Source organism: Thalassospira lucentensis (assembly GCF_032921865.1).
GTDB classification, from domain to species: Bacteria; Pseudomonadota; Alphaproteobacteria; order Rhodospirillales; family Thalassospiraceae; genus Thalassospira; species Thalassospira lucentensis_A.
The window spans coordinates 2046530-2070580 of the sequence record NZ_CP136684.1; the positions used below are offsets into that span (position 1 = coordinate 2046530).

25 protein-coding genes are annotated in these 24051 nt (G+C 55.8%); 3 read left to right on the top strand and 22 right to left on the bottom strand.

All coding sequences use genetic code 11. The features are described 5' to 3' along the window. Positions 1 to 35: 35 nt before the first annotated feature. From leuB to ccoN, 20 genes are all read right to left on the bottom strand, one after another. The gene (gene leuB / locus R1T41_RS10055; RefSeq protein ID WP_062951624.1) at positions 36 to 1139 is read right to left on the bottom strand and encodes a 3-isopropylmalate dehydrogenase; all 1104 of its coding nucleotides are present in this window, start codon (positions 1137 to 1139) and stop codon (positions 36 to 38) included. Between the two features lie 89 nt (positions 1140 to 1228). Then, a complete protein-coding gene (leuD, locus tag R1T41_RS10060; RefSeq protein ID WP_062951623.1) occupies positions 1229 to 1840 on the bottom strand; it encodes a 3-isopropylmalate dehydratase small subunit in 612 nt (203 codons plus the stop codon). 5 nt (positions 1841 to 1845) lie between these two features. Next, positions 1846 to 2034, bottom strand: a complete 189-nt coding sequence (locus R1T41_RS10065; RefSeq protein WP_062951622.1) for a hypothetical protein — start codon at positions 2032 to 2034, stop codon at positions 1846 to 1848. Positions 2035 to 2045: 11 nt separating this feature from the next. Then, entirely contained in the window at positions 2046 to 3452 is a 1407-nt protein-coding gene (leuC, locus tag R1T41_RS10070) for a 3-isopropylmalate dehydratase large subunit (RefSeq protein WP_097051317.1), read from the bottom strand. A 579-nt stretch (positions 3453 to 4031) separates the two neighbouring features. Then, entirely contained in the window at positions 4032 to 4436 is a 405-nt protein-coding gene (gene rplS / locus R1T41_RS10075) for a 50S ribosomal protein L19 (RefSeq protein WP_007089127.1), read from the bottom strand. Between the two features lie 3 nt (positions 4437 to 4439). Next, positions 4440 to 5156 (bottom strand): tRNA (guanosine(37)-N1)-methyltransferase TrmD, encoded by a 717-nt coding sequence (gene trmD, locus R1T41_RS10080; protein WP_062951620.1) that lies wholly within the window; start codon positions 5154 to 5156, stop codon positions 4440 to 4442. Positions 5157 to 5159: 3 nt separating this feature from the next. Next, positions 5160 to 5834: a ribosome maturation factor RimM gene (gene rimM / locus R1T41_RS10085; protein WP_114111216.1), complete on the bottom strand. Its 675-nt coding sequence runs from the start codon at positions 5832 to 5834 to the stop codon at positions 5160 to 5162. Between the two features lie 45 nt (positions 5835 to 5879). Further along, positions 5880 to 6284: a 30S ribosomal protein S16 gene (rpsP, locus tag R1T41_RS10090; protein ID WP_062958792.1), complete on the bottom strand. Its 405-nt coding sequence runs from the start codon at positions 6282 to 6284 to the stop codon at positions 5880 to 5882. A gap of 127 nt (positions 6285 to 6411) precedes the next feature. Then, positions 6412 to 7896, bottom strand: a complete 1485-nt coding sequence (gene ffh, locus R1T41_RS10095; protein ID WP_114111217.1) for a signal recognition particle protein — start codon at positions 7894 to 7896, stop codon at positions 6412 to 6414. A gap of 232 nt (positions 7897 to 8128) precedes the next feature. Continuing rightward, the gene (gene panC / locus R1T41_RS10100) at positions 8129 to 8998 is read right to left on the bottom strand and encodes a pantoate--beta-alanine ligase (RefSeq protein ID WP_317341442.1); all 870 of its coding nucleotides are present in this window, start codon (positions 8996 to 8998) and stop codon (positions 8129 to 8131) included. A gap of 40 nt (positions 8999 to 9038) precedes the next feature. Next, positions 9039 to 9887 (bottom strand): 3-methyl-2-oxobutanoate hydroxymethyltransferase, encoded by an 849-nt coding sequence (gene panB, locus R1T41_RS10105; protein ID WP_062958789.1) that lies wholly within the window; start codon positions 9885 to 9887, stop codon positions 9039 to 9041. Between the two features lie 214 nt (positions 9888 to 10101). Continuing rightward, positions 10102 to 10800, bottom strand: coding sequence for a cyclic nucleotide-binding domain-containing protein (locus R1T41_RS10110; RefSeq protein WP_062951615.1), 699 nt, complete (start codon positions 10798 to 10800; stop codon positions 10102 to 10104). A 92-nt stretch (positions 10801 to 10892) separates the two neighbouring features. Continuing rightward, the gene (ccoS, locus tag R1T41_RS10115; RefSeq protein ID WP_062951614.1) at positions 10893 to 11069 is read right to left on the bottom strand and encodes a cbb3-type cytochrome oxidase assembly protein CcoS; all 177 of its coding nucleotides are present in this window, start codon (positions 11067 to 11069) and stop codon (positions 10893 to 10895) included. Beyond that, positions 11066 to 13450: a copper-translocating P-type ATPase gene (locus tag R1T41_RS10120; protein ID WP_411045556.1), complete on the bottom strand. Its 2385-nt coding sequence runs from the start codon at positions 13448 to 13450 to the stop codon at positions 11066 to 11068. The genes ccoS and R1T41_RS10120 overlap by 4 nt, the downstream gene beginning before the upstream one ends. A gap of 44 nt (positions 13451 to 13494) precedes the next feature. Further along, positions 13495 to 14013 carry a FixH family protein gene (locus R1T41_RS10125; RefSeq protein WP_062958787.1) on the bottom strand — a complete coding sequence of 173 codons (519 nt, stop codon included), beginning with the start codon at positions 14011 to 14013 and terminating at the stop codon, positions 13495 to 13497. Between the two features lie 59 nt (positions 14014 to 14072). Beyond that, the gene (gene ccoG, locus R1T41_RS10130; protein ID WP_317341444.1) at positions 14073 to 15569 is read right to left on the bottom strand and encodes a cytochrome c oxidase accessory protein CcoG; all 1497 of its coding nucleotides are present in this window, start codon (positions 15567 to 15569) and stop codon (positions 14073 to 14075) included. Positions 15570 to 15800: 231 nt separating this feature from the next. After that, entirely contained in the window at positions 15801 to 16673 is an 873-nt protein-coding gene (ccoP, locus tag R1T41_RS10135) for a cytochrome-c oxidase, cbb3-type subunit III (RefSeq protein ID WP_097051312.1), read from the bottom strand. Positions 16674 to 16688: 15 nt separating this feature from the next. Continuing rightward, positions 16689 to 16850, bottom strand: a complete 162-nt coding sequence (locus tag R1T41_RS10140; protein ID WP_082824732.1) for a cbb3-type cytochrome c oxidase subunit 3 — start codon at positions 16848 to 16850, stop codon at positions 16689 to 16691. Positions 16851 to 16866: 16 nt separating this feature from the next. Then, positions 16867 to 17595 (bottom strand): cytochrome-c oxidase, cbb3-type subunit II, encoded by a 729-nt coding sequence (ccoO, locus tag R1T41_RS10145; RefSeq protein ID WP_317341445.1) that lies wholly within the window; start codon positions 17593 to 17595, stop codon positions 16867 to 16869. Between the two features lie 13 nt (positions 17596 to 17608). Then, complete coding sequence (ccoN, locus tag R1T41_RS10150) at positions 17609 to 19066, bottom strand: cytochrome-c oxidase, cbb3-type subunit I (RefSeq protein WP_317341572.1); 1458 nt, start codon at positions 19064 to 19066, stop codon at positions 17609 to 17611. 426 nt (positions 19067 to 19492) lie between these two features. Here ccoN and R1T41_RS10155 point away from each other — a divergent pair, with 426 nt between their 5' ends. From R1T41_RS10155 to R1T41_RS10165, 3 genes are all read left to right on the top strand, one after another. Further along, positions 19493 to 19984, top strand: coding sequence for a hypothetical protein (locus tag R1T41_RS10155; RefSeq protein WP_231886887.1), 492 nt, complete (start codon positions 19493 to 19495; stop codon positions 19982 to 19984). A gap of 50 nt (positions 19985 to 20034) precedes the next feature. Further along, positions 20035 to 20880, top strand: coding sequence for a diaminopimelate epimerase (dapF, locus tag R1T41_RS10160; RefSeq protein WP_317341446.1), 846 nt, complete (start codon positions 20035 to 20037; stop codon positions 20878 to 20880). A gap of 127 nt (positions 20881 to 21007) precedes the next feature. After that, positions 21008 to 22201: a phosphoglycerate kinase gene (locus R1T41_RS10165; protein ID WP_317341447.1), complete on the top strand. Its 1194-nt coding sequence runs from the start codon at positions 21008 to 21010 to the stop codon at positions 22199 to 22201. A gap of 54 nt (positions 22202 to 22255) precedes the next feature. On the opposite strand, the gene R1T41_RS10170 is transcribed toward R1T41_RS10165, so the two are convergent. Further along, entirely contained in the window at positions 22256 to 23230 is a 975-nt protein-coding gene (locus tag R1T41_RS10170) for a phytoene/squalene synthase family protein (RefSeq protein ID WP_317341448.1), read from the bottom strand. Positions 23231 to 23340: 110 nt separating this feature from the next. Further along, on the bottom strand, positions 23341 to 24030 hold the full coding sequence (locus R1T41_RS10175) for a hypothetical protein (RefSeq protein ID WP_142994481.1): 690 nt from the start codon (positions 24028 to 24030) through the stop codon (positions 23341 to 23343). Positions 24031 to 24051: the final 21 nt, after the last annotated feature.

Genomic DNA, 24051 nt, shown 5'->3' on the forward strand with positions numbered 1-24051 from the left:
TCCGGCCTTTGTTCTTTGAGGCGAGATCAGAAAGATCAGGCGATCTTGTCGAGTTCGTTGATCAGCGATTCACCCATGACGGTGGTCGAAACCTTTGCCATGCCCGGCTGCATGATGTCAGCGGTGCGCAGTCCGCCTTTCAGAACGTTCTGAACCGCGGTTTCGATCAGGGTGGCATCATCGCCCATGTCGAACGAGTAACGCAGCATCATGGCGAATGAGAGGATGGTTGCCAGCGGGTTGGCGATATCCTGGCCAGCGATGTCCGGGGCGGACCCGTGTACCGGCTCGTAAAGCGCCTTGCGCGCACCGTTTTCATCGGCAGCACCCAGCGATGCGGACGGCAGCATACCGAGCGACCCGGTCAGCATGGCGGCACAATCGGAAAGGATGTCGCCAAACATGTTGGTGGTGACCATCACGTCAAACTGTTTCGGATTACGAACCAGCTGCATGGAAGCGTTATCAACATACATGTGGCTGACTTCGACTTCCGGGAAGTCCTTGGCAACGCGTTCAACAACTTCGCGCCACAGAACGGTCGATTCCAGAACGTTGGCCTTATCAACCGAACACAGGCGTTTGTTGCGCTTCATGGCCATGTCAAAGGCGACACGGGCGATACGTTCAACTTCCGGCTCGGAATAAACCAGCGTGTTGAAGCCAAAACGCACACCGTCACGTTCTTCGATGCCGCGCGGCTGACCGAAATAGATGCCACCGGTCAGTTCGCGCAGGATCATGATATCCAGACCTTTGACGATGTCTTCCTTCAGCGTCGAGGCACCGACAAGCGCATCAAACACAAGTGCCGGACGCAGGTTGGCAAACAGGCCCATTTCCTTGCGGATTTTCAGAAGGCCGCGTTCCGGTTTGATTTCAAACGGAAGATTGTCCCATTTCGGACCACCAACAGCACCGAGCAGAACCGCATCGGCCGCCATGGCATCGGCAAGCGTTTCGTCGGTCAGCGGATTGTTGTGCGCATCGATCGACGCGCCACCGATCAGACCTTCGGTGATTTCGAAATTGACGTTACGCTTCTTGGCCATCCAGTCCATGACGCGCTGAACCTGACGCATGACTTCGGGGCCAATGCCGTCGCCGGGCAGCATCAGAACTTTTTTGGTGGTGCTCATCAAACAATCCTTCCCAGATATTATCGGGGCCGCACACCCCGTATCGACAAAAAGGGCGGCAAACCCGAACGGTCTGCCGCCTCTTTGAATTACAGCGACAGCCAGGGCTGCGATGCAGCGCGCTTGGCTTCGAAATCGTTGATCGCATCGCCCTTCTGAAGGGTCAGACCGATGTCATCAAGGCCGTTCAACAGGCAATGTTTGCGGAACGGTTCGACATCAAACTTGATGCAGCCGCCATCCGGACCATGGATTTCCTGTTTTTCAAGATCGATGGTGATGGTGGCGTTTTCGCCGCGTTCGGCGTCATCCATCAGCTTGTCGACATCTTCCTGCGGCAGACGGATCGGCAGGATGCCGTTCTTGAAGCAGTTGTTATAGAAAATGTCGGCAAAGCTTGGTGCGATGATGCAGCGAATGCCGAAATCAAGCAGCGACCACGGCGCATGTTCGCGCGACGAACCACAGCCAAAGTTGTCACCCGATACGATGATCTTGGCATTGCGATAGGCCGGTTTGTTCAGGACGAAATCCGGGATTTCGTTGCCCTTGTCGTCGTAACGCATTTCATCAAACAGGTTCTTGCCAAGGCCCGAACGCTTGATGGTTTTCAGGAACTGTTTCGGGATGATCATGTCAGTATCGACATTGATCATCGGCAGCGGTGCTGCCACACCGGTGAGGGTCGTGAACTTATCCATTAATCTTATCCCTTGCTTCCAGTTTCCCAGGCAAGACCGAGTGCCTCGATCAGTTCCTCGGTTGCGTCGATATCCTTCGCAACGAATTCGGGCAGGTTGATCCCGGTCAGCTGCGGAAGCAGCTGTTCAAGGATCGGAGCCCTACCACAGCGCGCCGCGCCGTCACGGAAACTGATGAATGACTGTTCTGCCATGGGTGTCTGCCTTAACCGAGTTTGCGGACGTCAGTCAGATGACCGGTGACTGCTGCGGCCACGGCCATCGCCGGGCTGAGCAGGTGGGTACGGCCACCACGGCCCTGACGGCCTTCGAAGTTACGGTTGGAGGTCGATGCGCAACGTTCGCCCGGTTCCAGTCGGTCCGGGTTCATCGCAAGGCACATCGAGCAGCCCGGTTCACGCCATTCAAAACCGGCTTCGAGGAAGATCTCGTGCAGGCCTTCGGCTTCTGCCTGTTCCTTGACCAGACCGGAACCCGGAACGACCATGGCACTGACATGATCGGCAACCTTGCGACCCTTGGCGATAACCGCCGCGGCGCGCAGGTCTTCGATGCGGCCATTGGTGCAGGAACCGATAAAGACGCGATCAATCCTGATGTCTTCGATATTGGTGCCAGCCGTCAGGCCCATATATTCGAGCGAACGGGCGATGGCTTTCTGTTTGCCGGGGTCTTTGGCGTCGGACGGTGCTGGCACTTTGCCGTTAACCGGTACGACGTCTTCGGGGCTCGTGCCCCAGGTGACCTGCGGGATGATGTCGGCAGCATCGATTTCGACGATCTTGTCGTAATGCGCACCTTCGTCAGACGGCAGCGTCTTCCAGTATTCGACGGCCTGTTCGAACGCTGCACCTTTGGGCGCCATCGGGCGGCCCTTGATATATTCAAAGGTTTTTTCGTCCGGTGCGATAAGGCCCGCGCGTGCACCGCCTTCGATCGACATGTTGCAAACGGTCATGCGGCCTTCCATCGACAGCGACCGAATGGCCGAACCGGCATATTCGATCACATAGCCGGTGCCACCGGCCGTGCCGATGCGCCCGATGATGGCAAGGGTCACGTCCTTGGCGGTAACGCCCGGATGCAGATCGCCTTCTACCTTGACCAGCATGTTTTTTGCCGGTTTCTGAACCAGCGTCTGGGTGGCCAGAACATGTTCGACTTCGGACGTGCCGATACCGAATGCCAGGGTGCCGAATGCGCCGTGGGTCGAGGTGTGCGAGTCGCCGCAGACCATGGTAATACCCGGCAGGGTGAAACCTTCTTCGGGGCCGACAATGTGAACGATGCCCTGACGCAGGTCATTCATCGGGAAGTAATGGATACCGGTATCCTTGGCGTTCTGGTCAAGGGTGTTGACCTGGATACGGCTATCTTCTTCCTTGATGCCTTCGGAACGGTCCGTGGTCGGAACGTTATGATCCGGAACGGCAAGGGTGAGTTCCGGGTGGCGCACTTTGCGGCCGGCATTGCGAAGGCCTTCGAAAGCCTGCGGGCTGGTCACTTCATGAACGAGATGGCGGTCAATATAAATCAGGCAGGTACCATCGTCCTGCGTATCGACCACGTGACTTTCCCAAATCTTGTCAAAAAGGGTTTTAGGCGCACCCATCTCGACCTCCTCTTAAAATCGATCTTGTATGCAGCGACGACCAGACAGTTGTGCCGGTAATGGACGTTAAACCGGGGATGTTTTTTACGACGGCAATCCCTGGATTGCGATGTCATGCGGCGCACTGTGTCGCCTGTTCCTCCGGGCATCCGGGTTTGTCCCGATATGCGAAATTTTATTATCCAGAACCGCACGGACTTGATCGTTTTTGCCGCGGGAGTGCCTTTATACACTCAAGCTTCCAAATCGCAAGCAACCGGGCGCGTGTTTTTTTACGCAATTACATCCCAAAGTAGATTCAGAGAAAATTGGGCATCCTGTAGTAGCCAAAACAACCAGATTCCGGGAGAAGGCGGCCAAAGCAGGGATAGCTGATATAAAATAAAGTTATATGTTATTTGCAAGGTTTCCGCGCGTTACATCAATCGGGCACGAAAACCGGCGATTCGATATGATGCACGTATAAAGTGTATTTTGGGGTTCTTTGTCGCCCGAAACACAGGCAAAAGAAATAGCCCAAAAGAAACGGGCCCACCCGAAGGTGAGCCCGCTGATCATTCCGACGATACGGAACGCAGATTATTTCTTGCGTTCTGCAGCGGTCAGTTTGCCTTTGTGACCGGTGGTCTGTTCGGCGATACGAGCCGATTTACCGGTACGGCCACGCAGGTAGTAAAGTTTTGCGCGACGAACGTCACCACGACGGACGACTTCGATTTTGTCGATCGCCGGGGAGTAGTTCTGGAAGATACGCTCGACACCTTCGCCCGATGCGATTTTACGCAGGGTGAAGGACGAGTTCAGGCCGCGGTTTTTCTTGGCGATGCAGACGCCTTCGAACTGCTGGATACGCTCGCGGGTGCCTTCAACGACTTTCAGGTGAACACGGACGGTGTCGCCTGCGTCGAATTCCGGAACTTCGCGTTTTGCAGCGATTTTATCGAGCTGATCTTTTTCGATCTGCTGGATGATTGCGTTGGTCATGGTTTAACCCTCTTTGATGTGCCCGCGTGCGACATACTGATCCCAAAGGTCAGGACGCCGAGCACGGGTAATTTCTTCTGCCTGAGCATGCCGCCAGGCTTGTACCTTGGCATGATGTCCGGAAAGCAAGATCTCCGGCACGTCACGCCCGTTCCAATTGGCCGGGCGCGTGTAATGCGGATATTCAAGCAACCCGGTTTCAAAGCTTTCCTCGTCGACGGATTCGGTCTTGTTGACCACACCTTCGATAAGGCGAATGCACGATTCAATCAGGACCATGGCCGGCAGTTCGCCGCCCATGAGGATGTAATCGCCAATGCTGATTTCCTCGACCGCGTGTTCATCAAGTACGCGTTGGTCGATACCTTCGTAACGACCGCACAACAGGATGGCACCCGGTCCGGCTGCCAATTCGCGGCAACGTTTCTGGTTCAGCATTTTCCCGCGCGGGCTGAGATAAATCAGCGGCAATTGCGGAGCTTCCGCACGCAATTCGCGCAGGGTGGCGTCGACAATATCCGGGCGCATGACCATACCGGCCCCACCCCCGAAAGGATTGTCGTCAACAGTGCGGTGACGGTCGGTTGCATGATCACGGATGTCTTTGACATCCAGCGACCAGATCCCGTTTTCCAGTGCCCGTCCGGCCAGAGACTGGCCGAGCGCGCCCGGGAACATTTCCGGGAACAGGGTTGCAACCTTGGCCTGCCACACAGACATCGATCAGGCCTCCTTTCCGCTGCCGGTCGCAGTTTCTGCGCCTACTGCATCGGCAGTGACGGCATCAGAATCGCGGTCGGCCTGAGAGTCCTTGCGGGAGTTGCCCGGACGACGGGTACGATTGCCCGGTCCTTCTTCTTCCTGCAAAAGCCCCTCGGGCGGATTTACCACCAGCTTGCGTTCCGAAAGCACCACATCGGGCACGACTTCCTTGGTAAACGGCAGAACGACGACTTTGCCACGGACTTCTTCCAGCGCGATTTCGATCACATCGCCCGCACCAAAATCAGCCACACCCCGTACGGTCCCGAACAGCGAACCATCAACATGATGGGCTTTCAGGCCGACAAGATCGGCAAGATAAAATTCGTCTTCGTCTTCCGTTTCCGGCAGGGCCGTCCGCGGTACATAAAGCTTGGTACCCCGCAGCCGTTCGGCCGCGTCCCGGTCGTTCACACCATCGATCTTGGCGATCAGCTGGTCGCGAACATGTCCGACAGGAGACAGTTTGAATTTCGCCTGTCCCTTGGCGTCGAACAACGGGCCGTAACCGACAAGGTTATCCGGATCGACGGTATAGCTTTTGACGCGCACGGCACCACGCACCCCGTGCGGGGCGGTGATCATGCCGACGCAGACAAATGCATCGTCGGTTTTGGATTTGCGGGTATCAGCCATTTCGGTTCACAAATTTCCGGTATCTGATCAAAGCGTGCGAAAAGCTTATTCTTCGCTGGCAGCTTCTTCAGCAGGAGCCGCAGCAGCTTCGGCAGCTGCAGCAGCAGCGGCTTCGGCTTTTTCAGCTTTTTCGCGAAGACGTTCCTGGGCTTTCGCCTTCGGAGCAGACTTCTGCGGCTGTTCGGTCGGTTTGAACGCTTCGGCCAGGCCAGCTTTGCCCAGGAAACGTGCAACACGATCGGTCGGCTGTGCGCCAACGCCCAGCCAGTATTTGATGCGCTCTTCTTTGAAGGTTACGCGGTTTTCAGCATCCTTCGGGAGCATCGGATCATAGGTACCGACTTTCTCGATGAAGCTGCCGTCACGCGGGGCACGGGCATCTGCAACTACGATACGGTAGTACGGACGCTTTTTGGCACCGCCACGGGAAAGACGAATCTTGACAGCCATTCGGATAAGTTCCTTTCAGCTTGGGTTTGTAGTCTTCAAGTTACGATCCCGAGGGATCAATTCATTCCGGTTGAGTGAACCGGGGTGTTTTGGTTCTTTCGAAAAATCTTGAGAACCGGGGGCTTGGCTATTTCTTTTTACCGAACCCCGGAAATCCCGGCGGCAAACCACCGCCGCCCAATCCCGGAAGCCCGGGCGGCAAGCCGCCCCCGGCACCGGGAAATCCTTTTGGCAACTTGCTCATATCGGGCATGTCACCCCCCTCGAACATCGAGGGATCCATTTTCGGCATGCCGCCGAACAGACCTTTTTTGCCCATTTTGCCCATTTTCTTGATCATGGTGGCCATGGTCTGATGCTGTTTGAGCAGCTTGTTCACATCCTGAACCGAAAGACCGCAGCCTGCGGCAATACGCTTCTTGCGCGATGCCTTGATCAGGGCCGGGTTTTCACGTTCCTTGGGCGTCATCGACAGGATGATCGCTTCCTGATGCGTCAGAAGTTTGGGATCAAGCTTGGTCTGCGACATCTGTTTTTTCAGCGCGCCCATGCCCGGCAGCATCCCCATGATGCCGGAAAGATCACCCATTTTCTGAAGCTGCTTGAGCTGGGAAAGAAGATCGTTCAGGTCAAACTGACCCTTCGCGAGCTTCTTCGCCATTTTCTCGGCGTCTTCCTGTTTGATCGTCTCGGCAGCCTTTTCAACAAGGCTGACGACATCGCCCATGCCAAGGATACGGTTGGCGATACGATCCGGATGGAAGGCTTCCATCTCGTCGATTTTCTCACCGGTACCGAGCATCTTGATCGGGCAGCCGGTGATCTGGCGCATCGAAAGAGCCGCACCACCGCGTGCATCACCGTCGATACGGGTCAGAACGATACCGGTGATGCCGACCTTTTCGGCAAATTCCTTGGCCACATTGACCGAGTCCTGACCGGTCATCGCATCGGTGACCAGAAGGGTTTCGGCCGGGTTGACCGCGTCACGGACCTGGGCGACCTCGCTCATCAGTTCCATATCGATATGCAGGCGACCTGCGGTATCGAGGATGACGGCGTCGTAGCCTTCCTTACGGCCGGTATCCATCGCACGTTTTGCGATCGAGACCGGCTTTTCGCCCATGACGATCGGCAGAACGTTAAGGCCGTTGCTGTCGGCCAGAATTTTAAGCTGCTGCTGTGCGGCGGGACGATAGATATCAAGCGACGCCAGAAGCACCTTCTTGTTGCGCTTTTTGGTCAGATGCAGCGCGATCTTGGCCGAGCTCGTGGTTTTCCCCGAACCCTGCAGACCGACCATCAGGATCGGAACCGGCGGGGTGGCAGCAAGGTTGATATCCTCGCCCTCGCCCAGCATGTTTTTCAGTTCGTCATGGACGATCTTGACGACCATCTGTCCCGGCGTCACTGAACGCAGGACATCCTGACCAACCGCACGTTCGGTTGCATTGGTGATAAAGGATTTAACAACCGGCAGCGCCACGTCAGCCTCAAGCAGGGCGACGCGTACTTCGCGCATGGCTTCCTTGACGTCGGATTCTTTCAGCGCGCCACGTTTGCGCAGCTTGTCAAGAACACCGCCAAGGCGATCGCTTAGTCCTTCAAACATTCCAAATCCCGTCTGTGTTTCCGGTGTTTCCACCATGTACGCACAAAAAACTAAAACCCAGTGCTCGACAACTCGAGGACTGGGGGAGTCACCCCTTGGGCGACCTTTGTTGCGCAGGGTTTATGCGATAGGGGGTGGAGAGTCAAGCGCAATCAGGCGCAAAAGCGCGATGTTCTGCGCTTTTGATACCGATTTCATCGCAATCGGCGATTCGTCCCGGCCAGCCCGTTGTTTAACCCGCGATATTGGCCGGTTCGATGGCGTGATTGTCAATCAGGCGGGCCTTGCCAAGATGGGCGGCGACAAAGACGCGGCTGGGACTTGTGACGTGTTTGGTGACCAGTTCAAGCGTATTGGCATCGCGGATTTCAAGATAATCGATCGGGCTGAACCCCGCGCGCAGGATGTCTTCGCGTCCCCTGGCCAGAAGCGGGCCGATTTCAGCACCGGATGCCGCGGCTTTAACGATTTCGCTTAGAACCCGGTTAAGGGTCGGAGCAACAGCGCGTTCATCTGGGGTGAGGTAACGGTTGCGCGATGACATTGCCAGTCCGTCTTCCTCACGCAGGATCGGTGCACCGATGATTTCGACCGGTATGTTCAGGTCGGTGCTGAAACGCCGGATGACCATCAGCTGCTGATAGTCTTTCTGGCCGAATATCGCGCTATCGGGCAGGGTCTGCAGCAAAAGTTTGGTGACGATCTGGGCGACGCCGTCAAAATGGCCGGGCCGGGCGGCACCGCACAGCACGTTGGTCAGAGATCCGTCAACGCTGACGCGGGTGGCAAAGCCTTCTGGGTACATTTCCTCGACCGAGGGAGCAAAGCACAACTCCACCCCGGCAGCATCAAGCATCTTCTGGTCATCGGGCAAGGTGCGCGGATAGGCACCGAAATCCTCGTTGGGGCCAAACTGCGTCGGATTGACGAAAATGCTGACAACAACACGATCAGCGTGATTGCGGATATGCTCCGTCAGGCTGATATGCCCGGCATGAAGGGCCCCCATTGTGGGAACCAGTCCGACGCGCAAACCTTCTGCGCGCCATTGGGCAATAACCGCGCGCAGTTCTGCAACGCTGTGAACGGTTTTAAGCGTCATTGTCGTGTTGTCGATCGTCTGTTGGGCGTATGCGGTGCTGCTATTTTACAGCGCGCAATTTGCCGGGTTTGGTCACGCCAAAGCAATGATCATCGGTCGGAAACTGACGTGTCCGGACTTCGGTGGCGTAGCTTTCAACCGCCTTGGAAATCTGATCGCCGAGATTGGCATAGCGTTTGACAAATTTCGGGGTGAAATCGGAAAACATTCCGAGGATATCTTCGGTCACCAATACCTGTCCGTCGCAGGCGACAGATGCGCCAATGCCGATGGTCGGAATATCGATTTCCGTGGTGATGCGTCGTGCCACGGCTTCGACCGTGCCTTCGACGACAACCGAAAATGCACCGGCTTGGGCAACGGCTTTTGCATCGGCAAGCACCTTGGCAGCAGCGTCGTCACCACGGCCCTGACTTTTGAAGCCGCCCATGGTGTTGACCTGCTGGGGCATCAGGCCGATATGGGCCATGACGGGAATACCGCGCTGGCTCAGAAACGCGATGGTGTCGGCCAGCTCGGCGCCACCTTCAAGTTTCACACCTGCGCAACCGGTTTCGGCCAGAATGCGTGATGCGGTGCGGAACGCCTGTTCCTTGGATTCCTGATAGCTTCCGAATGGCAGATCAACGATCACACAGGCGTTCGAGCTGCCGCGCATGACGGCCTTGCCGTGGTTGATCATCATGTCGACGGTGACGGCAAGGGTGCTTTCCATGCCGTAAACAACCATGCCCAATGAATCACCGACCAGAAGAAGGTCGCAGTGTTCATCCAGGCGTTGTGCCATCGGCGTGGTATAGGCCGTAAGGCAGACAACCGGTTCTGCACCCTTGCGGGCACGAATTTCAGGAACCGTGATGCGGCCCTGTTTTCTTGTGGTGGCACTCATGACGTTTCTCCCCCGGTATAACCGGATTTGGCTGCCCGATCTGTGTCAGGCGTGCCGTCATGTTTACAATATGATGACCATTTGCGGGAACTGTTTTTTCGCAATCGCGAAACAGGCTTTTGGTCGAATAGCCTTTAACAGGACAGGTTCCCGTTATTGCAGTCGCAGGATATTCAGTCCATTTCGCGATTTGTTGTGCATTTGCACAACGCAATCACAAACCTTCGGCAAGGTCTTCGAGCATATCAATGCCGACCGCTTCGATATGACGGTTATCCCTTAGCGTAATCGTCGCTTCCTTGCGCAACTGCGTCAGGGTTCGTGACACCGTTTCAATGGTCAGGCCAAGATAATCGGCGATGTCGGAACGGCTCATCGGTACCTGGATCGTGTCACTTTCCTCGCCGCGATGTTCCTGACGGCGGGCCAGCATCAGAAGGAAGGATGCGACTTTTTCCTTAGCGGTCTTGCGACCGAGCAGCAGCATCTGGTCCTGTGCGGCGGCCAGTTCGTCAACCGCCATGCCCAGCATGCGTTTTTCAAGACGCGGGAATTCGTCAAACAGCTTTTCAAGCTTCTCACGCGGGAAGCGGCAGGCGGTTACCGGCTCGATTGCTTCGGCGGTGTAGCTGTATGTGGTGTTCAGCGCCAGACCAAGAAAATCACCAGGGAAAAGGAAACCGGTGATCTGTCGGCGGCCATCACCCAGAAGTTTGTAAAGCTTTACCGAACCCGATGTGACGTTGAAAACGTAATCGGCATCTTCGGCTTCATGGAAAATCGTGCTGTGCGGATCAAACTGAACATGAGTCAGCATTTGGCGCAGACGGTCATGCTCCGTACCCTGCAAAGAAGAGCAGAAGGTCAAGTCCTTGATTCCGCAGGCCTCACAAAGCTGGGAACGCACAGACATGGCAAACTCCGGAGCTACATTTATTAAGGTGTTGAATTGGAATTAATCTATTCGATCAGATAGGGGCAGTTCAAGCGATACTAACGTTTCATTCAGTTGTTTTTCGTATGGCTGTCCTGCGGTTCCTGATCGTCGTCATCAAACAAAATCCGGTTTGCTGCCCCTTCCATATCATCAAACTGCCCGGATTTAAGCGACCACAGAAATGCCGCCAGCCCGAGAAGTCCCAGAAACAGGGCGATTGGTATCAGAAGTAATAGGTTGCTCATACTGACGGAGCTCCTGCCTCTTGGGCACGTACGGGGAGGGGCGCGCGATCTTCGATTACCGGTTTGTCACTTCCTGATCGCAGGCGCAATGCGTTGGCGATCACAATCAAAGATGATGAAGACATCGCAATGGCGGCCACCAGTGGGGTGACCATGCCCGAAACCGCCAATGGAATCGTAATCAGGTTATAGCCAAATGAAAGCATGAAATTCTGCCGCACAAGCCGGTCGGATTTTTTGGCAACATCAATGGTCTCTATCACGGCTGAAAGACGATCACCCTGAAACACGATATCGGCGACATTCTGGCTGATTTCGGCGGCACTGGCTGGTGACATGGATGCGTGGGCCGCGGCAAGTGCAGGCGCATCATTAATGCCGTCACCGACCATAAGGTCGCATTTTCCGTCTTCTGCGCGACGGGCGATTTCGTTTGCCTTGTCCGCCGGAGAAAGTTGCGCCTTCCAGTCGCGGATGCCAAGCGTTTCGGCAAGCTGCGATACCGTCACCGGCCGATCTCCCGACAGAAGGGAAATATCAAATCCGCGTGCAGACAGCGTTTCGATAACCTGTTCGGCATCATGACGGGGGGCATCGCGGAAAACAAATCGGACGGCTGCCCGTCCAGGTTCCTGTAACCATATTTCGGGGCCCGCAACGTGGCTGGACAGGTCGGCATTTTCAGCAATGCCGCAAAATGCACGACTTCCTAGCCGAACCATGCCACCGGGCAGTTCCGCAGACAATCCCTGCCCTGGATGTTCGGAGACGTTGGCGGTTGGCGTTACATTTCCGGCGGCCCGAACCAGGGCACGGGATAGTGGATGGGTGCTATTGGCAGCGATGGAAGCCGCAAGTTCAAGCGACCCTTCATTTTCGGTATTGCTTATCAATTCGGGCTTGCCGGTGGTTAATGTACCGGTTTTATCAAAAATGACACCGCGAATGCTGGTCAGTCTTTCCAGTGCGGTGGCCGATTTGACAAGAATCCCTGCACGCAACAGCCGCCCGGTTGCAATCACCTGAACGACCGGCACGGCGAGCGCCAGCGCGCAGGGGCAAGTGATGATCAGAACGGCAATCGCATTCATCAGTGCATCCTGCCAGCCAATCCCGCCAATCAGCCACCAACCCAGAAATGTTGTGCCTGAAAGAATATGAACCACGGGGGCATAGGATTTTGCCACCCTGTCGGCAAGGGCCACATATTTGGCACGTCCCTGTTCGGCATTTTCCATCAACCGGACAATTTCCGCCAAAAGCGTGGTTTGACCGGTTGCGGTAACACGTATGCGCAAGGGGGCTGAAATATTGGTTGTTCCGGCAAAAACGGTCGCGCCCGGTTTGGCAATGCCGGGGATGCTTTCACCCGTGATCAGGCTGGTGTCGATATCCGACTGTCCGTCGAGGATTTCACCATCAATGCCGATCCGTTCGCCTGCGGCCACTATAACAATCATGCCCGGCTTTGCCTTGTCAGGAGCGATCAGTCGGCGGGTGCCATCGTCATCGAGGACCGTGACCGACCGGGCATTTAGCGACAGCAGATGTTCGGCCGCCGATCGGGCCTGACCGCGAGCACGGCTGTCAAGATAACGACCGACCAGCAGGAAGAACAGAAGTGTTATCGCCGAATCAAAATAGGCATGAGGGCCGCCGCGCATGGTTTCGGCCAAGCTCATGCCAAGGGCAAGAATAACGCCGAGGCTGATCGGGACATCCATATTGACCCGGCGATTGCGGATCGCACCCCATGCGGATCGGTAAAACGGGCTGCCGGCATAGGCTGCCGCCGGAAGGGCAATCAGGGCCGATATCCAGTGGAAAAGATCGCGGGTTGCCCCGCCCATGCCCTGAAAATACCCGGCCCAGACGGACACCGAAAGCAGCATGACATTGCCTGCGGCAAATCCGGCGACTGCCAGACAGCGGAGCAATTCGCTGTTGCGGGCCTGTGTCGCCTGTTCGAGCGCTGCGGGATCAAACGGAATCAGCCGGTATCCCATTTGCAGAACCGGTTTAACCAGCTCATCGACATCGGCAATGTCGCCGTTCCATGCCATCCTTAGGCGGCGGGTGGTCATGTTGACGCGCGCATGCAGGACGGACGGATTTTTTTGCAAAAGGGTTTCGATCAGCCAGACACAGGCAGCACAATGAATGCCGTCTACCATCAGGTTCAGATGATGAATGCCTTTGTCGTCGGTACTGACAAGGTCGGTGAAATTAATCGCTGCGATTTCATCCGTATCGGGGCGCAAAGGTCTGGTTTTTGGATCAATGCTTCGACGGCTGTAATAAGATTTCAGCCCAAGATCACCCAGAAGCGCGAACGCACCTGCACAGCCCCGACAGCAGAAATCGGGTCCCGCCGGTGACATGGATGTCACCGGATCTCCACAATGGTGACAGGTGTTCGGGGTTGTCATGGTTTTACAAGAACGGTCTCGACGGTTTGGTAATCATCACCAAGAGCGCGTGCAACGGTCCGGATTTCCCAGCGTCCATAAACCGGGAAGGCGGCACTGGCACGATATTCCCCCGGGGCGATTTCGGCCAGCCGGACAGTCTGGTCAAGGTCATCACGATCCGAACGGCGCAGAACGATTTCCATTTCTGCACCGCTGATCGGTTGGGAATCACGATCCCGGAACAGGACAGTAACCGTCGCGGACTGATTGATCAGGCCATCAACGGACAGTTTGCTGCGCCATCCCAGTTCTGCCTGGCGTTGCGCGCCTGACATTGCGGCGTTGTAATTATTGCCTTCTTCAAAGGCGTGTTTGGTGACAAGGCCATTCCAGCTGGTCATTGAAAACGTGATCAGAGAGATATTGGCAATCAGCATGATCGCGAAACCACCGACGAAATACCACGGGATCAGACGATCCGATTTGCGCGGGCCGGTGCCAGAAGCCTGTGATGTTGTGGTCTGGATCGTCATAATCTTTATCTCCTGCCCGGTGGCACGTGATCGGCGGCCGGATCATCAGGCCGGTCCGGTTATTTCGGACCGGCAAATACCGTATCATAAGTTTCGCGAACATTATCCTCCGGATCTGTCACGCTGAACTCGAAGGGTGTTGATTCACTGCTTAATGTTTCCGGATTTGCCGCAACAAAGACGCGGAAACTGCCGACACGATCAGGCGCGACATCGAGACTGAATGTGCCGTCCTGGTTCGGTGTCAGACCGATCACCTGAAAATCGCTGGCATCAAGGCCTTCGATCTGAAGGATATAGGTTTTCTCAGCCTGTTCCTTGTTCAGGACTTTCAGCGTATAGCCGTTTCTGACGTCGCCATCTGACAACGTGACAAAGATCGGGTTACGGTCACGCAGGACGTTGACCTCAAGCGTTGTGCGGTTCAGAAGCCCAAAAGCCATTACCGAGGCAACAAGCACGAGAATGACCGAATAGAAAATCGTGCGCGGGCGGACGATGCGGATTTTGGTTGCCTTGCCATGGGCACGAAGCTGGCTGTTTTGCACGGAATCGAACCGCACCAGATCGCGCGGGAAGCCGACTTTGTCCATCATCTCGTTGCAGGCATCAATGCACAGGCCACAGCCGATACATTCCATCTGCAATCCGTCACGGATATCGATCCCCGTTGGGCACACGTTAAAGCAGGCATAGCAATCAACGCAGTGACCGACTTCCGGAACTTCGCCGCGGACAAGGTTCTTGCGTTTGATCGGGCCGCGGGGCTCGCCGCGCCAGCCTTCATAGGTGACGATCATCGACTCGTCATCAAGCATCGCCGACTGGAAACGCGGCCACGGGCACATATAGGTGCAAACCTGTTCGCGGGCCCAACCCGCCAGCAAATAGGTCGAAAATGTCAGAAACGCGATGGTGACATAAACGCCGAGTGACGCTTCGCCGGTAAAGATATCAACCATTACCGTGGGGGCATCGTTGAAATACAGCACGAAGGCACCACCGGTTGCGGCGGCAATCACCAGCCACGAAAGGTGGGTGGCTCCGATTTTCCAGATTTTTTCAAAGGTCCAGGGTGATTTGTCGAGGCGCATGCGGGCATTGCGGTCCCCCTGAATATGGCGTTCGACAAGCATGAAAAGATCGGTCCACACCGTTTGCGGGCAGCCATAACCGCACCAGATGCGACCAAACAGGGATGTCGCCAGAAAAAGACCGATTGCCGCCAGGATCAGAAGGCCGGTGATGTAATAGACTTCCTGCGGCCAGATTTCGATAAAGAAGAAATAGGCGCGTCCCATATCCATATCGATCAGAACCGCCTGATCCGGCGCCGATGCGCCACGATCCCAGCGCAGCCAAGGCACGATCCAGTAAATCGCAAGCAGGGTAATCAGGGCGAACCATTTCAGGTTACGGAAATACCCCGACACCCGTTTCGGATAGACCTTGTCGCGGGTTTTATATAAGGGCTGGTCACGATCATCTTCCGGCAGCGTGTCATTTTGCGGGACGGGATGTGCGGGATCGGGCTGTTGCAAATGGGGCATGGCCATTGTCGCTACCTGACTGTTGTGCCGCATCGCCGATAACTGCTCTCTTGTGGTTTTGGGCCACCAGTCACCGGCACATCGCGCGACATTGGCATGCGGCATGCCAAGCCGGATTAGGATTATTCAAATTGCAGTGCCAACATACGAAAAACCCGCCGCACCTCACCATGATACAAATCAATTTTTGATCAGATCACAGTGCAGAAAGGTGCGGCGGGCAGAAGATTTTAAAGGTTACTGACCGCCACCAAGCGAGTGGACGTAAACCGTCAGCATTTTGATGGTTTCTTCGTCAAGACGACCACCCCAAGCAGGCATCACGCCACCGCGTGAATTGTTTACGGTTTCGGTGATGTTGGCAGCATCGCCGCCATACAGCCAGATTGCATCGGTCAGGTTGGGCGCGCCCAGTTCCTGAACACCCTTGGCGTCTTCGCCGTGGCAGGATGCGCAGTTATCGACGAACACTTCGGCCCCGCGATTGGCCGCTGCCTTGTCGGTCTCGCGACCGGTAAAGGCCAGAACATACTGAACGACATCATTGATGTCTTCGCGTTCAAGTATCTCGTCACGACCAAAGGCGGGCATATCGTTGAAACGGGTGTCTTCATTTGCATCCCAGCGGACGCCAACATGAACCGTTTCATTGACAGCCTCAAGCGTTCCGCCCCACAGCCAGTCATCATCCTGCAAGGAAGGGAAGCCCGGATTGCCCGAGCCGCCCGTGCCGTGACACGGTGCGCAGTTCTCGGCGAATACCGCCTTGCCGCCTGCCATCGAGAAGTTCAGCAGTTCGCTGTCATTGACGATTTCATCCAGATCCAGTGCTGCCAGACGCTCCATATAGGGGGCGCGTTCGGCAGCAACATTGGCCATGGTTTCGTGCAGCTGTGTACGGTTGGTGGTTTCAAACATACCGGTGAGGTAGCTTGTTGCGGTTGGCCAGGACGGATAAACCACCCAATAGCCGACCGACCAGATGATTGTGGCCCAGAAGACATACACCCACCAGGAAGGCAGCGGTGTGTTCAGCTCCTTGATGCCATCCCATTCATGACCGGTGGTTTCGTGGCCAGAAACCTGGTCTTTTTCGACATGTGTCGACATAGCTCGGTTCTCCCCCTAATCCTGATCCCGAAGCGGAATCCGGGCATGCGCATCCATATCTTCGCGGCGTTTCTTGCTGGGCCACATGACCCACGCAATGATCGATCCGAAAAGCAGCATCAGCCACAGACCCCACAAGGGGCGGAAAAAGTCAGCGAGTTGCGTAAAGAATTCCATGACGTTCCCCTTCGCCTTAGCGCAGGTTCAGCTGCGGGTTGTAACTGGTGAAATCAACCATCCGGCCCAGGACCTGCAGATACGCGACAAGCGCATCCATTTCGGTCAGTTTTGCCGGATTGCCATCAAAGTCACCGGTTGCCGCATTCGGATAGCGTGCAAGGAGTTCTTCGTAATCCTCGTCCGCCATTGCCTGCAGATACAGGTCAGCCTTGGCATTCTCGATCTGCTCGTCGGTGTAAGGAACACCGACCATTTTCAGCGTTTCAAGGTGTGCCTGGGCGTCATCGAACTTCAATTCGCGTTCCGCCAGGAACGGGTAGCCCGGCATGATCGATTCCGGCACGACCGCGCGCGGATCAACCAGGTGGGCAACATGCCAGTCGTTGGAATATTTGCCACCAACACGGGCAAGATCCGGACCGGTACGTTTCGATCCCCACTGGAACGGATGGTCGTACATCGATTCCGCGGCAAGGCTGTAATGGCCATAACGTTCGACTTCGTCACGGAACGGACGGATCTGCTGAGAATGGCAGTTATAGCAGCCTTCGCGGAGATAGATGTTACGTCCCGCCTGTTCGAGCGGTGAATAGGGACGTACTCCTTCGACCTTCTCGATGGTCTGTTCCATCGTGAACAAGGGCACGATTTCAACAATACCACCGATGATGATGGTCAGGAAAATCCCGAGGACGAGAACAAAGACGTTCTTTTCAACAATATGGTGTTTTTTCAGAAGCATTTTCCCATCCCCCTTATTCGGCGGCCACGGTGGCAGGTGTGCCGATCGGTGCTTCGCGACGCAGATCACCCCTGATCGTCTTGTAGACGTTCCAGACCATGATCAGCGACCCCAGCACGAACAGCAGACCGCCCGTTGCACGAATGATATAGTAGGGGTGCATGGCTTCTACGGTTTCGATGAAGGAATACTGCAGGAAGCCCAGATCGTCATAGGCACGCCACATCAGACCCTGCATGATCCCCGATACCCACATCGACGTGATGTAAAGAACGATACCGATGGTGCCGAGCCAGAAGTGATGGGCAACCAGACGCATTGAATACAGGCGTTCACGGTGCCACAGGACTGGGATCAGGTGATAGATCGCGCCAAACGACACGAATGCCACCCAGCCAAGTGCGCCGGAATGAACGTGACCAATGGTCCAGTCGGTATAGTGCGACAGGCCGTTGACTGCCTTGATCGACATGACCGGACCTTCGAAGGTCGACATGCCATAGAAACCGACAGCCGCCACCATGAAACGCAGGACCGGGTCGGTGCGCAGTTTGTCCCATGCACCCGAAAGCGTCATCAGGCCGTTAATCATCCCACCCCAGGACGGCATCCACAGCATGATCGAGAAAGTCATGCCAAGTGTCTGCGCCCAATCCGGAAGTGCGGTATAGTGCAGGTGGTGCGGACCGGCCCAGATATACAGGAAGATCAGCGCCCAGAAGTGGATGATCGACAGGCGATAAGAATAGACCGGACGTTCAGCACGCTTCGGAATGAAATAGTACATCATGCCGAGGAAGCCTGCCGTGAGGAAGAAGCCAACCGCGTTGTGGCCATACCACCACTGCGTCAGCGCATCCTGAACACCCGAGAACATCGAGTAGGATTTGGCACCCATGAACGAAACCGGAATCGCCAGGTTGTTGCCCAGATGCAGCATCGCAATCGTGACGATGAAGGCCAGATAGAACCAGTTCGCCACATAGATATGCGGTTCCGTACGTTTAAGCAGCGTACCGACGAAAACGGCAAGATACGCAACCCAGACCACGGTCAGCCAGATATCGACGAACCATTCCGGTTCAGCATATTCACGGCCCTGGGTAACCCCCGTGACATAGCCGATTGCGGCCATCACTATGAACAATTGGTAGCCCCAGAAAACAAACGACGGAAGCGCCTTGCCACCATAAAGTGACGTTCGGCAGGTTCGTTGCACCACATAGAACGACGTCGCCAGAAGGGCGTTGCCGCCAAAGGCAAAAATCACTGCCGATGTATGCAGCGGGCGCAGACGTCCGAAGTTCAGGAATTCGTTATCAAAGTTAAGCGCCGGAAACGCGAGCTGCCAGGCAATTAAATCGCCCGCCAGAAATCCGACGACGCCCCAAAATACAGTCGCCAGTGCGCCCCAGCGCACAACGTCCATATTGTAATCAACAGCAACTGGCGTTGATGCTGTCTGTGCCATGCTCCCCTGGCTCATGCTTGACTCCCGTTCAAGGTGTTCGGGTGAGTTGTCCCCAATCCGATCGGTCAACTCCATCAGTCCCGGCGGTGACCGGGTGCGACACATGCCATCCCCTTGCCACCTGCACCAAAAGCCCCACCGCTGCCGTGATGCGCTATTTGCGGCATCACATGCAAAACGGACGAGGCTTTTGAATGTCTGATGATTATGCGGGCAGGAGCCGCCGACGCCATTGATCCACGTCAATATCGGCGTGCAAAAGCCCCGTGTCTTTCAATCTTCAGGCAAAGCTCGCCCGCGTTGCGGGACAATTGATTGCTAAGTGTGTTTATGCGCGTTCGGGTCTGCAAAGGTGTTGATACAGGTCAAGGTGGCCCCGAATTCTTTGCGGCATGATCGCTAAAATTCCCGGGAAGAGCAGCAATCATGTCAACAACCTATCAGGCACGGCCCTTAACACATCACACGGCGGATATGACCTTTCCGCTTGTACAGATGATGCAAACCGGCCTTACGGTGGAACGCTGGCGCGAGTTTGTTGCCGAGTTCTGTGCGGATCGCGGCAATAGCGTGATAGGTGCCGGATGCGATGATATCCTGTGGCAACGCCCGCGCGGCATCATCGTGATCGCCAATGAGCGGGGGTATATCCACGGTCTGTTTTCCTATCAGGTGCGTGACGACATTGCCGAGGGCCTTGTCCTGCATGTCGACAACATCATGGCGGTCGAAATCGTTTCCAGGCCCTATGTGCTTGATGCGATGCGCAATGCGATGAACCGTCTGGGTCGTGAACATCATTGTGCGGCGGTTCATGTTTCGGTCGGCGAAATGGAAGAACGCCTGCGCGATTATTTCAGCGGAGCCGGCTTTGTGCCGCGCAAAATCCGTTACTGCGCACCGGCAGCACAGCATTGATCGCATTGAGTTTGGTGGACGGCATCCGCTGACACCGTTATAAGGCGGTTATGAACGGTATTCCTTTTGTCAAAATGCATGGTCTAGGAAATGATTTCGTTGTCTTTGACGGACGACGCGATCCCGCCGTGCTTGATCTTGATAACGCGACCGCGGCCCGCATTGCGGATCGCAAGACCGGAGTCGGTTGCGACCAGTTGATCGTGATCGAACCGGCGCGAGACGAGCTTGCAGATGCCTTCATGCGCATTCGCAATAATGACGGCGGCGAGGTCGAGGCCTGCGGCAATGCCACGCGCTGTGTCGCAAACATTGTCATGGGTGAACTTGGTCGCAAGGATGTCATTATTGAAACCGTTGTCGGTTTGCTTGATGCCAATGGACTGGCCGATGGCCGTGTCACCGTTGATATGGGGCAGGTCAGGCTGGACTGGCGCGATATTCCACTGGGTCAGGCGGTGGATACCAACCATATTCCGTTGTCTCTGGGCGGCCTGTCGGATGCGGTCGGTGTCAATGTAGGTAATCCGCACGCCGTGTTCTTTGTCGATGATGCCGAGTCGATTGATATCGAAAAGCTTGGTCCCGTCCTTGAACATCACGAAATGTTCCCCGAACGCGCCAATATCGAGGTATGCAGCATCATCGGCGAAAACCGGATTCGCATGCGGGTCTGGGAACGCGGTGTCGGTGTGACGCGCGCATGTGGCACGGGTGCCTGTGCTGCCGGTGTTGCGGCTGCGCGCCGTGGTTTGACGGGCCGGAAAACTGAAATCATTCTGGATGGCGGTCCGCTGACCATCGAATGGCTGCCCGATGATCATGTCCTGATGACCGGGCCGGTTGCGACCAGCTTCTCGGGCTTTTTGCACGGATCCCTTCTGGGACAGCATTGATTGGATTTATGGTGCCGACCCCGCGGGCAACATGACGGGTCGGTGTCGTTATGAACGGGTTCTCCGTTCACCCCATGTCGGGACGCCCCCTCCCGTCTTTTGTTAAACTCAAAAGCAGGTTCAGATAATGGCTGACTTCAATACGCTTGACGGTGTCAATGTCGCTGGCAAGCGCGTTTTGCTGCGCGCTGATCTTAACGTTCCGATGAAAGATGGCGTTGTGGGCGATACCACCCGCATCGAACGCACGGTTCCGGGGCTGATCGAACTGGCAGATGCCGGTGCGAAACTGGTTGTGATTACCCATTTTGGCCGCCCCAAGGGCGAACGCGTTGCCGAAATGTCGCTTAAGCCGGTTGCCGATGCTCTTGCCAAACAGCTTGGTCGTCCGGTGAAATTTGCCGATGACTGCATTGGTGTAGTGGCGGCAGACGTGGTGAACAGCCTTAAGGACGGTGAAATCGCGGTTCTGGAAAACCTTCGCTATCACGCGGCAGAAGAAAAGAATGACCCGCCCTTTGTTGCCGAACTGGCAAAGCTTGGCGATATTTACGTCAATGATGCCTTTTCCTGCGCGCACCGTGCGCACGCCTCGACCGAGGGACTGGCGCGCAAGCTTCCGGCCTATGCCGGTCGTCTGATGCAGGCCGAACTCGAAGCTCTTGGCAATGCGCTTGAAGCACCGAAACATCCAGTGATGGCAATCGTTGGCGGTGCCAAGATTTCAACCAAGCTGGACCTTCTGGGCAATCTGGTTGCCAAGGTTGATCAGCTGGTTATTGGCGGTGGCATGGCCAATACCTTCCTTGCGGCCAAGGGTGTCAATGTTGGCAAATCGCTGTGCGAGCATGACCTTCTGGAAACCGCGCGCGAAATCTTTGCCAAGGCCGAAGCCGCCAATTGTGAAATCGTTCTGCCGGTTGATGGTCTGGTCGCCAAGGAATTTAAAGCGCATGCCGATCACACGGTTTCCGACATCAATAATGTCGAAGCCGATGGCATGATCCTTGATGCCGGGCCGAAAACCATTGTCGATCTGAACAAACGCCTTGAGACTTGCGAAACGCTGGTCTGGAATGGTCCGCTGGGGGCGTTTGAAATCGCACCGTTCGATACGGCGACGGTTTCCGTTGCACAGCAGGCGGCAAAACTGACCAAGGCTGGCAAACTTTTGTCGGTTGCGGGTGGTGGGGATACGGTTGCGGCCCTTCGTCATGCCGATGCCGATCAGGATTTCTCCTATGTCTCGACGGCGGGCGGTGCCTTCCTCGAATGGCTTGAAGGTAAAGAGCTGCCGGGGGTTGCTGCCCTGCGTGGCTGATCCGCAATCTGCCGGTTCTTAAATGCAAAACCCCGCCGATTGGCGGGGTTTTTGTTATCCGGGCAGGCTGTTGTTTGCTGTTTGGGCGATGATTGTATCGCGATCTTTCAGGAAGGCTGCGTAACCATTATCCATCATTGCACTGGCCAGTTCGATATAGACGGCAAACAGGCGTGACAGGGTATCTGTTTCTTCCGGGTCAAGGATTGCCAGAAGTTCAGCCGACCGGGCCTGTCCGGTTTCAAAATGTTCCCACGCGCGTTCCAGAAGGATGGTGCCCAACCGATCCAGATCATCATATTTCTTCTGCCCGATGGCATTTCGGATTTCGCCAAGCGTTATATCGGCGGCAATCAGGATTTCGGCCGGTATCGTCACCAGCCTGTCGGGGCCTTTGATATCGTCGGGCAGGTCACGCAGGATATGCACCACATAACAGAAAATTGCCATGTCGCGCGCGTGATAGAGCGGCGGATTGGTCAGGGGCGATGTATATCCGATCTCGTTATCGAATCGTGCCGAAAGCAGATAGACAAAAATCGATGCCGGGGCCGCCGTTGCCCCCTCGCAATAGGCAATGAAATCGTCCCATTCATCCATCGGGTCTTCGGCAACATCGCGGCGCAATGCATCGGCCAGATCAACCCACGGATCAACTTCCAGGTCGCTGCGTCCCAGTGTCAGGCGCAGGGCATCGAAAACCCGCTGGTTGAGCGGGCCGCTTTCGGGATGGGGATTGTCGTTATCCTTCTTGGCTGCTTCGATTTGTTGCTGCCACTGGTCAATCGCGATCAGGGTATCTTCGCGGGCATAGTCCCGTTCATGATCGGTCAGTTCAAGGAACCCGTCATCGACGATATCATCAATCACCCGCATCGACGCATAGGCGGCCAGAAAGAAACGTTGCCGTTCCGGACCAAGGCGCATGGCCGCACGATACAGATTGGCATTTTTGGCTGCGGCAAGGTCGTTGCAGGCGGAAAAGGCGTCGGCATTCGGCCCGTTTATCGGTGCTGGCGTGGTGGTCATGCTTCGCGTCGTCTTTCCCTAATGAGTCCTGACCCTAGGAGTCATACAGCCTCGTTCGGGCTGACAAAAGGGTAATTGAGCATCGCGTGCAGGATTGGTTCAAAGCGGGCTCAGAATTCCAGACGATAACCCGCCGTCAGGCCAAGCATTGCATCGAACCGGTCGGGTTCTGCTGCATTGGGGCCTGATGAAAGGTCGCTGGTTACACGGCCGTGCAATCCGATCCAGATATCCTGGAACGGCATGTAGGACAGGCTTGCCGCAATGCCTGCATCATCTGTTCCCGCAGGATTGCTTGAAAAGTTCTGACTGTACACGCCACCGGGACGATGCGTTGGTGTCACATCGTAATCGTTGCCCGATCCGATGCTGGCACTTTGCCCAATCGGGCCATTCAATTCGAAAACCGGGCCGAAGGCAAAGCCAAGATCGGGACGTGGCGCAAAACCGATTCCAATCTGGGCGGCAATACCGTTGCTTGATGTTGGTTGGCTGTCCATTTCAAGCCAGAAAAGGGACTGGTCACCCTCGGAATCGCTGGCGGGATTGCCCAGCACGATCCCCCGATTGCCTCGCGTGGAAAAATAGTTGCGCATGCCACCCGGGGATGCGGGCGGTAAAATGCCGGGAACCAGCGAATTGGGGGAGCCATCGATTTTGGGCAAGCCAATCGTTACACCGGTTTCATCTGGCGTGGCAGTTAGTGTCGACTGTGCTAGGGCCGTTTGCGAAAACCCGCTTGCCATCACAGCAATTGCAAGGCTTGCAATCGGCCACATTATTGGACGTGATACATTCATGCCTCGTATCCCGACAGCCTG